Origin of the sequence: Aromatoleum sp., assembly GCF_035254505.1 — a bacterium.
Classification (GTDB): domain Bacteria; phylum Pseudomonadota; class Gammaproteobacteria; order Burkholderiales; family Rhodocyclaceae; genus Aromatoleum.
This window is the reverse complement of record NZ_DATFAO010000076.1, coordinates 1-9,186: the sequence shown is the minus strand read 5'-3', so window position 1 is coordinate 9,186 and position 9,186 is coordinate 1. Positions and strand designations below refer to the sequence as shown.

General features: G+C 66.4%; 9 protein-coding genes. 6 read left to right on the top strand and 3 right to left on the bottom strand.

Annotated features, from left to right (window positions below):
- The 5 genes from VJ673_RS15055 to VJ673_RS15035 form a co-directional block, all read left to right on the top strand.
- A partial coding sequence (locus VJ673_RS15055) for an efflux RND transporter periplasmic adaptor subunit (RefSeq protein ID WP_324126951.1) occupies positions 1 to 969 on the top strand: 969 nt, incomplete at its 5' end.
- Positions 970 to 978: 9 nt separating this feature from the next.
- Positions 979 to 1,686: an ABC transporter ATP-binding protein gene (locus VJ673_RS15050; protein WP_324126950.1), complete on the top strand. Its 708-nt coding sequence runs from the start codon at positions 979 to 981 to the stop codon at positions 1,684 to 1,686.
- A gap of 13 nt (positions 1,687 to 1,699) precedes the next feature.
- Positions 1,700 to 2,908, top strand: coding sequence for an ABC transporter permease (locus tag VJ673_RS15045; protein WP_324126949.1), 1,209 nt, complete (start codon positions 1,700 to 1,702; stop codon positions 2,906 to 2,908).
- Positions 2,905 to 4,104, top strand: a complete 1,200-nt coding sequence (locus tag VJ673_RS15040) for an ABC transporter permease (RefSeq protein WP_324126948.1) — start codon at positions 2,905 to 2,907, stop codon at positions 4,102 to 4,104. Before VJ673_RS15045 ends, VJ673_RS15040 begins: the two co-directional genes overlap by 4 nt.
- Positions 4,105 to 4,245: 141 nt before the next feature.
- Positions 4,246 to 4,548, top strand: coding sequence for a hypothetical protein (locus tag VJ673_RS15035; RefSeq protein WP_324126947.1), 303 nt, complete (start codon positions 4,246 to 4,248; stop codon positions 4,546 to 4,548).
- Here the strand turns inward: VJ673_RS15035 and VJ673_RS15030 are convergent.
- Positions 4,492 to 5,604 carry a pseudouridine synthase gene (locus tag VJ673_RS15030; RefSeq protein WP_324126946.1) on the bottom strand — a complete coding sequence of 371 codons (1,113 nt, stop codon included), beginning with the start codon at positions 5,602 to 5,604 and terminating at the stop codon, positions 4,492 to 4,494. The two genes, VJ673_RS15035 and VJ673_RS15030, sit on opposite strands and share 57 nt — an antisense overlap.
- A gap of 44 nt (positions 5,605 to 5,648) precedes the next feature.
- Positions 5,649 to 6,905, bottom strand: coding sequence for a putative Na+/H+ antiporter (locus VJ673_RS15025; RefSeq protein WP_324126945.1), 1,257 nt, complete (start codon positions 6,903 to 6,905; stop codon positions 5,649 to 5,651).
- A 160-nt stretch (positions 6,906 to 7,065) separates the two neighbouring features.
- Between VJ673_RS15025 and VJ673_RS15020 the strand changes: the two genes are divergently transcribed.
- Positions 7,066 to 7,887, top strand: a complete 822-nt coding sequence (locus tag VJ673_RS15020) for an IclR family transcriptional regulator (RefSeq protein ID WP_414635662.1) — start codon at positions 7,066 to 7,068, stop codon at positions 7,885 to 7,887.
- 42 nt (positions 7,888 to 7,929) lie between these two features.
- On the opposite strand, the gene VJ673_RS15015 is transcribed toward VJ673_RS15020, so the two are convergent.
- Positions 7,930 to 9,006, bottom strand: coding sequence for a serine hydrolase (locus tag VJ673_RS15015; RefSeq protein ID WP_324126944.1), 1,077 nt, complete (start codon positions 9,004 to 9,006; stop codon positions 7,930 to 7,932).
- Between the last annotated feature and the right edge of the window lie 180 nt (positions 9,007 to 9,186).

Below are 9,186 nucleotides of genomic sequence, written 5' to 3'. Positions count from 1 at the left end.
ATCGTCGGCGGGCGCATCGAATACCTCGGCGTCAAGGAAGGCGACCGCGTGCAGGCGGGGCAGCTGCTGATGCGGCTGTGGAGCGACGACCTCGATGCGCGCCTGAAAGTGAATCGCGCGCAGCTCGAAACTGCCAAGCGGCGAATCGAGGAAGCCTGCACCCAGGCGGACAATGCCGAACGCGAAGCCGTGCGCCAGGACGAACTCTTCCGCCGCAATTTCGTCTCCTCCTCGCGCGTCGACCAGGCGCGTACCGAGGCGCGGGCCCGACGCGCGGCCTGCGAAACCGCCCGCACCGATATCCGCACGGCCGAAGCGCAGATCGCCGCCACCTCCACCGACCGCCAGCGCACGGTGCTGATCGCGCCCTTCGCCGGCACCGTCGCCAAGATCACCGGCGAACTCGGCGAATACTCGACGCCCTCGCCCCCCGGCGTGCCGACGCCGCCGGCGATCGACCTCATCGACGATAGTTGCCTGTACGTGAAGGCGCCGATGGACGAGATCGACGCGCCGAAGATCCGCCCGGGCCAACCGGCGCGTCTGACGCTGGACGCTCTGCCCGGCAAGGTGTTCGAAGCGCGCGTGAAGCGCGTCGCGCCCTACATCACTGCCGTCGAAAAGCAGGCCCGCACGGTCGACGTCGAAATCGACTTCGCCCACCCGGACGAAGCGCGCGGCATGCTCGTCGGCTACAGCGCGGATGCCGAGATCGTGCTCGAAGTGCGCGACAACGCATTGCGCATTCCCACCGCAACACTGCGCGATGGCACGAAGGTGCTACGCTATCGTGCCGAGGACGGCCGGCTGGAGGAGCGTACGGTGAAGCCCGGCATCTCGAACTGGGAATACACCGAGATCCTCGACGGCCTCGCCGAGGGAGACCGCATCGTCAGCTCGCTCGAACGCGAGGGTGTCAAGGCCGGCGCCCATGTCAGGCCGGAAGACGATGCCACCGCATCGCGCTGAGGGGCGGCGATGGCACAGATCGAATTGAGGGGCATCGAGCGCGTCTTCACCCTCGGCGACAGCAAGGTGCATGCGCTGCACGAACTCTCGGTGTCCATCGAGGCCGGCGAATACGTCGCAATCATGGGCCCCTCGGGCTCCGGCAAATCGACATTGCTCAATCTGCTGGGCCTGCTGGACCGCCCGAATGCGGGCACCTACCACCTCGAAGGCCGCGACGTCACGACGCTGAGCCCCGACGAGCAGGCCGAGGTCCGCAGCCGCCGCATCGGCTTCGTCTTCCAGAGCTTTCACCTCGTGCCGCGCCTCACCGCCGCCGAGAACATCGCGCTGCCGCTGATGCTGGCCGGCATTTCCCCCGCTGAACGGCGCTCGCGCGTCGCGAAGGCGCTGAAGGACTTCGGCCTCGAGCAGCGCGCCGGACACCGCCCCGACGAGCTTTCCGGCGGACAGCGGCAGCGCGTCGCGATCGCCCGCGCGACGATCATGCGGCCGGCGATGATCCTCGCCGACGAGCCCACCGGCAACCTCGACCGCGCGACCGGGCAGGACGTCACGGCCCTCCTCGAAGGGCTCAATGCCGGCGGAGTCACGTTGATCGTCGTCACCCACGACCCCGTGATGGGCAGCCGCGCGCGGCGCCGCCTGATGATGGAAGACGGCATGCTGATGCACGATGACGGCAGCCCGGCCGTGTCTTCGCTGCAGTACGACTGACGCGGGCCTTGTCGTGACGCCGGCCGACACCCTTCGTTTCGCCACCCGTGCCGCCGCCGGCTACCCGCTGCGCACCGCACTGATGGTGCTCGCAATGTCGATCGGCGTCGCCGCGGTCGTCGTCCTCACCGCGCTCGGCGACGGCGCGCGGCGCTATGTGGTGAACGAGTTTTCGGCGCTCGGCAGCAATCTCGTGATCATGCTCCCCGGGCGCACTTCCACCGGCGGACTGTCGCTCGGCAATCTCGTCACGACCACGCCGCGCGACCTCACGGTGCGCGACGCCGAGGCGTTGCTGCGCGCCCCCGACGTGAAGCGCATCGCCCCCTTGTCGGTCGGCACCGCCGAGGTCTCGTACGGCGGACGTCTGCGCGAGACCATGGCGGTCGGAACGGGCGCCGACTACCTGGACATCCGCCGCTTCCGCATGGCCCAAGGGCAGTTCCTGCCGCGCGAGGACCTCAGCCGCGCGGGCTCCTCGGCGGTCCTCGGTGCGACGCTGCGCGACGAACTCTTCGGTGCCGAGCCCGCCGTCGGCCGCATGATCCGCATCGGCGACCGCCGCCTGCGCGTGATCGGCGTGCTCGAAAGGTCGGGCCAGGGCCTCGGCATGAACACCGACGAGTTGATCTTCGTGCCGGTGGCCACCGCCCAGGCGATGTTCAACAGCAACACGCTCTTCCGCGTCATCGTCGAGGCCCGCGACCGCGATGCGCTGCTGCCGGCAAAACGCCAGATCGAAGAGATCATGCGCCTGCGCCGCGACGGCGAGCTCGACGTGACGCTGATCACCCAGGACGCCGTCCTCGGCACCTTCGATCGCATCCTCGGGGCGCTCACGCTCGCGGTTGCCGGCATCGCTGCGATCAGCCTCGCCGTCGCGGGCATCCTCGTAATGAACGTAATGCTTGTCGCGGTCACCCAGCGCACGGGCGAGATCGGTCTGCTCAAGGCGCTCGGCGCCAGCGGGCGCAGCATCCGTCTGGTCTTCCTCACCGAGGCCGCGCTGCTGTCGCTCGCCGGCGCCCTTGCCGGCCTCGGGCTCGGCCACGCGGGCGCCTGGGGGCTCAGGCTCGCGTTCCCGGTGTTGCCGGCATGGCCGCCCGACTGGGCGGTGTTTGCCGGTGTCGGCACCGCGCTCGTCACCGGCATCCTGTTCGGCGTGATGCCCGCCCGCCGCGCGGCGCGGCTCGATCCGGTGCAGGCACTCGCGAAGCGATGAGCGCGACCGATTTCATCCGCCTCGCCCTGCGCGCGCTCGTCGCCCACCGCCTGCGCAGTTTCCTCACGCTGCTCGGCATCGGTGTCGGCATCGCGGCAGTGATCCTGCTGACGTCGATCGGCGAGGGACTGCATCGCTTCGTGCTCCGCGAATTCACCCAGTTCGGCACCAACATCATCGAACTGACGCCCGGTCGCCAGGGCGCCAAGGGCGGCCCGCCGGGGCTCCCAAGCACGGCCCGTGAACTCACGCTCGACGACGCACTCGCGATCGCACGCGTGCCCCACGTCACCGGCGTGACGCCCGTCGTGTGGGGAAACTCCGACGTTCAGGCCGGCGGACGCGTGCGTCGCACGACGATCAACGGCGTCGGCCCCGAGATGCACCGCATCTTCTCGATGCAGGTGCGCATCGGCAGTTTCCTGCCGCCCGACGACCCCGAAAATGCCCGCGCCTTCGTCGTACTCGGATCCAAGCTCAAGAACGAACTCTTCGGCGGCGCCAATGCGCTGGGCGAACGCCTGCGCATTGGCGGCGAGCGCTACCGCGTGGTCGGCGTGATGCAGGAGAAAGGGCAGTTCCTCGGCGTCGACCTCGACGACACTGCCTATATTCCGACCGATCGCGCGCTCTCGCTCTTCAATCGTTCGGGCCTGATGAAGGTCGATGTTGCGTACGAGGAAGCGGTGCCGGCCGCGCGCATCGCCGCCGACATCCGCAAGCTGATGGTCGCCCGCCACGGCCAGGACGACGCGACAATCACGACCCAGGCCGACATGCTGGCGCGCCTGTCCAACATCCTTGACATCCTCACGGCGGCGGTCGGCGCGCTCGGCGGCATTTCGCTCCTTGTCGGTGGCGTCGGCATCGTCACGATCATGACGATCGCCGTCACCGAGCGCACCAACGAGATCGGCCTGCTGGTGGCGCTCGGTGCACGCCGCAGGACGATCCTGGGCCTTTTTCTCGGCGAGGCCGTCGCGCTGGCCGCCCTCGGGGGCATCCTCGGACTCGCAGTCGGCGCGGGCATTGCGCAGCTGGTCGGCCTGATCGTGCCGGCCCTGCCGGTGCACACGCCCTGGCATTTCGTCGTCATTGCCGAAGCGCTCGCCGTCACCATCGGCCTGCTCGCCGGTGTGCTCCCGGCCCGCAAGGCCGCGCGGCTCGACCCGGTCGAAGCGCTACGCGCCGAGTAAGCCTGCGCGGTGCGCGCCACGGTCCGATTGTTTGAGCCAGGTCAACCCCTGGCTACTCGCGACGGCGGAACTGCGTCACGCCAACTAGATTGAATTATCAGAGATCCATTTTTTTCGCCTAACCATTTCAAGGAGATCGTCATGAGCTTCTTCGATTCGCCTGTCGGCCGTTGCGAAGTCGTGCGGGAAATGGTGCTGCTGGATGAGACGCAAGCGGAGTGCGCGTGCGAACACGATTGCGCGCCGGGCTGCGACTGCCCGTTGAAGGCTTATTTCGCGGAGCAATCGGGCGTCAGCGATCCGGCAAGCCTTCCCTGCGTCAAGGCGAAAAGAGCCCGGGGCGCATCGCCGAAGGCTCGCATGGTTGCGGCGCGCAAACCGACGCCGTTAAAACCTTTCATCTTCGCGCAGAAAACGCCACTGCCCCAGCGGAAGGTCGCCTAGACGGACACGTCCGATGCGAATGCGCTTGAGGCCGACCACCTTCAGGCCGACCAGTTCGCACATGCGCCGGATCTGACGCTTGCGGCCTTCGCGCAGCACGAAGCGCAGCTGGTCACGATTGAGCCACTCGACCTTGGCGGGACGCAGTTTGCGCCCGTCGAGTTCGAGGCCGTGATTCAGCAACTCCAACCCTCGTTCGTCGAGCTTTCCCTCGACGCGGACGAGGTATTCCTTGTCGATCTTCGAGTCGTCGCCGATGAGTTGGCGTGCGATGCGGCCGTCCTGCGTGAGCACCAGCAGGCCCGTCGAGTCGATGTCGAGGCGGCCCGCCGGCGCAAGGCCGACCAAGTGGGAGAAATCGAAGGGCTGCGCCGCCTCGCGGTCGAACTGATTCCCGGCACCGATCAAGGATACCGCCGGCTCGTAGCCCGGTTCCGGCTGGCCCGACACATAACCGACCGGCTTGTGCAGCAGGATCGTCATGCGAGATGACTGGCGTTTGCGCGCCTGCGCCGCGAGCGTGATCTCGGCGTTCGGATCGATGCGCGAGCCCAGTTCCGAAATGCACTGCCCATCGACGAACACCCAGCCGCGCTCGATCATCTCGTCCGCCTCGCGGCGCGAGCATAGGCCGCGGTCGGCCATGACCTTCGAAAGCCGCACGCCCTCTTGCGTCGAGGTCGTCCCGGGCTTGGCCTGGGCGATGCTGCTCGCGGGAGCCCCGGGCCGTGCCACCGGCGCAGGACGCGCAGGCGCCGCGGAACGAGTAGGCGCCGCGGCACGCCCTGCGGCGGCCTTCGGCTTCGGGGCGGCGCTGGCCGGAGTCGAAGCCGCCGGGCAGCTCGGCCGGGCAGTGCGCTCAATCGCGCGGGTCTTGGCGGTCCCCGGCGCAAACCGCGCGCGGACGCCTTCCCGACGCGGAGTCGCAGCGGTGTCCGCCTTCGGCTTACCGACCGTCAGCGTCTTGCGCGCTTCGGGCCCCTGCGTCGCGTCATCTGAACTTGTCTCGGGCGCCGAGGCCTTGGCGTCGTCACCGCTCTTGGATCTGGATTTCATAAGGACCTGCATTTAGAACTGGAATAACGGACCCGCTGCCCCTGTCAGAGCAGGCGAAACGCGAGGATCGCGATGATCGTCGGCGGCATCGCGGTGACGAAAAGCCCGAGGGAGTTGATCGACTCGTCCTCGAAATGGCCGCGCAGAATCGCAAAGCCGGCCGGGTTGGGCGCGTTGGCGATGACCGTCAGGCCTCCCCCCGTCACCGCTCCGGATACCAACGAGTATTTGAATGCATCGTCCGTACCCTCGACGAGCGAACCGAGATAAGTGAGGGCCGCATTGTCGGTGATTGCCGTCAGGGCCGTCGCGCCGAAATACAGCGCCGTCGAATCCATGCCGGTCAGCACGTCCTGCAACCACCATTGCTGCAATCCTCCCAGCGTCACGAGACCCGCCAGGAAGAATCCCACCATCAGGCCTTCGCGCAGCATCAGGCGGTCATGGTAATGCTTGTAGCCTTCCGCGACGCCCAGAAACAGCAGGAACAGGCCGACGAAAGCCGTCGCATGGTGGGCGAAATAGACGATGCCGGCGAGGAAGATCACGTGCAGCAGGATCAGCATGCGCGGCACGGTACGCTCGCTGCTGCGTGCTTCGATGGCGATCTCCTTCAGTTCGCGCGCGAACAACAGCGTCGCAATCCCCGCCGTCACGAACACCGCCAGCGCCGACTTCCAGCCGAAGTGGCCGAGCATAAACCACATGTCCCAGTTCCACTTGCTCGCGACCATCAGGACCGGCGGCGCCGCAAAATGGGTCAGCGTGCCGCCGATCGACACGTTTACGAAAAGCGCGCCGAGCGTCGCGTACTTGAGCCGGTGCGAAATGTCCTTCGAGTAGTAGTTGTCGCGCAGCATCAGCGCCGCAAGCGTCATGGCGGCCGGTTCCGTGACAAAGGAACCGAGCAGCGGCACCACGGACAGGCACACGAAGTAGAACGCGAGGCTCTCGCTCAATGGAATGAAATGTGCCAGCGCGCGCGCACCGATCTTGCACAACTCCAGGATCGGCCGGCTCGCGGCAACGACCATGATCACGAAGACGAAGGCCGGCTCCGTGTAGTTGAGCCCCTCCAGGTACTTCGTCGGCTCGCCCGCACCGCCGTGCACGGCCATGAAGGCCAGCAGGATGAAGGCCCAGAATCCGAACACCACCTCGACCTCGCCGAGCAGGTGCCAGATCCCGGCGTGGTTCGGCTGCAGGTGCGCCAGACGTTCGAAATACTTCGTGAGGAAGGTATGGGCGACAGCCACCGCAAACAGGCCGGTACCGACGAGTTCAAGCGGCGACGGGCTCATTCAGCCTCCTCAAAAAGTAGTGACCTGCATGGAACCGGCAATTATAGGCGGGGAATTCCCGGCATCCGGAAGAAAATCAAGACGCACCCCGACCGGCGCTCCGACCGTGACGGAATTTCATTAGGCGAAATCCCGCTGCGCCGGTTAAACTTTGCACATCATGAAAACCAGCAGCAATAGCGTGAGTACCCTAGCCGCCCCCGCCTCCGCCCCCGCCGAAGCGAAGAACCCGATCCAGGTCGTCGAGCGCATGATGAAGCTCCTCGACGTTCTGGCGCTCCATCCCGATCCTGCACCGCTCAAACAGATCGCACTGGAAACAGGCCTGCATCCGTCCACCGCCCACCGCATCCTCGGCGCGATGGCGCAGAGCGGCTTCGTCGAACGGGGCGACGGTGGTACCTACCGCCTGGGCATCCGTCTGCTCGAACTCGGTAGTCTCGTGAAGTCGCGCATCTCGCTGCGCGAGACGGCCATGCCGGCGATGTTGAAACTGCATGCCGCCACCGGCGAGAGCGTGAACCTGGGCATCCGCGACGGCGACGAGATCGTCTATGTCGAGCGGACCTCGAGCGGGCGGTCGGCGGTGCGCGTCGTCCACATCGTCGGCGCGCGTGCGCCGCTGCATACCACCGCGACGGGCAAGCTCTTCCTCGCCGAACTGGGACAGGACCGGATACGCGACTACGCCCGCCGGACCGGCCTGCCGGCATCGACGCCGGCATCGATCACCGAAATCGCGTCGCTCGAAAAGGAACTCGACAAGGTCCGCCGCCACAGCGTCGCATTCGACCTGGACGAAGTCGAAAACGGCGTGCGCTGCATTGCCGCGGCAGTGCGTGACGATAGCGGGGAATTGATCGCGGGCTTGTCGGTATCGACGCCGTCCGAGCGCTTCAACCCGGACCGGGCTCCGCTCGTGCGCGAAGCCGCAGACGAAATCTCGCGCTCGCTCGGTTACGTCAAGCGCAGCGCGCGCTGAGCGCGGCACCCGGACGGGTGTCGCGCCATTTGAAAATGCCGGTCAGTCGCCCCGGCGCGAATTGAGGGCCGCCACGACCTGCGGCCCAGTCGCCTCGATCCACTTCTTGATCCGCACGGCATCGGCCGTACGCGAGTAGCGCCCGTCGGAGTCCATCAGCACGATCAGCAGCGGCTGCTTCAGCACCCACGCCTGCATCACCAGGCAACGGCCAGCCTCGCGGATGTAGCCGGTCTTGGACACGCCGATTTCCCAATCGGGGCTGCGCACCAACGAATTGGTGTTACCGAAACGTTGCATGCGCGAACCGATCTGCACATAGCGCTCCGCAGTCGTCGTCGCTTCGCGGATCAGCGGATAGGACGCAGCGGCAGCGACCATGCGCGCCAAGTCGCGCGGGCTCGAAACGTTCGCAGGGTTGAGCCCCGTCGGGTCGCTGAAATGGGTATCGGTCAGCCCGATCATGCGGGCCTTCGCATTCATCGCCTCGACGAAGGCCGGCTCACCGCCCGGATAGTGGCGTGCGAGCGAGGACGCGGCCCGGTTCTCGGAGGACATCAGCGCCAGACGCAGCATTTCGTCGCGCGTCAGCCGGACGCCGGGGGCCAGTCGCGAACTGGAGCCCTTCAGCGTATCCACGTCCGCTTCCGATACGGACAGTTCGTCGACCAGCGGCTGACCGCCGTCGAGCACGACCATCGCGGTCATCAGCTTGGTGATCGACGCGATCGGGATCACCGTTTCGCTCTTGTGCTCGAGGATCACGTGGCCGGTCGACTGATTGGTCACGAAGAACGCGGTCGAACGCAGTTGCGGGCGTCCCGCGGCGTCGACGTGCATCGACACCGAGCCGGGATCCGGCAGGGCCACAGGGGCGCGTGCGAACGAAACCTTGCGCGGGGCGGCGGCGGCCGCCTTCCTGGGCGCGCGCTGTCGCACGGTTTTTTTTGCCGGGGTTTTCGCCGGGGTCTTGGCGTGCTTGCCGCTCTTCGCCACCGGCTTCGAGGCCTTGGTGGTGGTCGTGGCGGTTGCACTGGCGGCTGCATCGGCAGACGAGACCAGCCCTGCTTGCGCCAGTGCAAGGCTTAGCAGGGCAAGGGCGAACTTACGAAATTTCATGGGCGAACCTGAACGGATGGGGACTGAAGGAGACACGGCGGATGCGTAATTATATTCTTAATCAAATTAGGCAGATATCAAGCCTTTTTGAAGTGAATTCAAAATAAATCCTTTCACAGTTTCCCACCAACGCACAAAGCTGTGCTTGAGATGACGCAACGAGACAAAAAATAACGCTCA

Coding starts and splice junctions, on each gene's coding strand:
- VJ673_RS15015 (WP_324126944.1), bottom strand. CDS start 9,006: ATGAAATTTCGTAAGTTCGCCCTTGCCCTGCTAAGCCTTGCACTGGCG.
- VJ673_RS15030 (WP_324126946.1), bottom strand. CDS start 5,604: ATGAAATCCAGATCCAAGAGCGGTGACGACGCCAAGGCCTCGGCGCCC.
- VJ673_RS15035 (WP_324126947.1), top strand. CDS start 4,246: ATGAGCTTCTTCGATTCGCCTGTCGGCCGTTGCGAAGTCGTGCGGGAA.
- VJ673_RS15020 (WP_414635662.1), top strand. CDS start 7,066: ATGAAAACCAGCAGCAATAGCGTGAGTACCCTAGCCGCCCCCGCCTCC.
- VJ673_RS15050 (WP_324126950.1), top strand. CDS start 979: ATGGCACAGATCGAATTGAGGGGCATCGAGCGCGTCTTCACCCTCGGC.
- VJ673_RS15025 (WP_324126945.1), bottom strand. CDS start 6,905: ATGAGCCCGTCGCCGCTTGAACTCGTCGGTACCGGCCTGTTTGCGGTG.
- VJ673_RS15040 (WP_324126948.1), top strand. CDS start 2,905: ATGAGCGCGACCGATTTCATCCGCCTCGCCCTGCGCGCGCTCGTCGCC.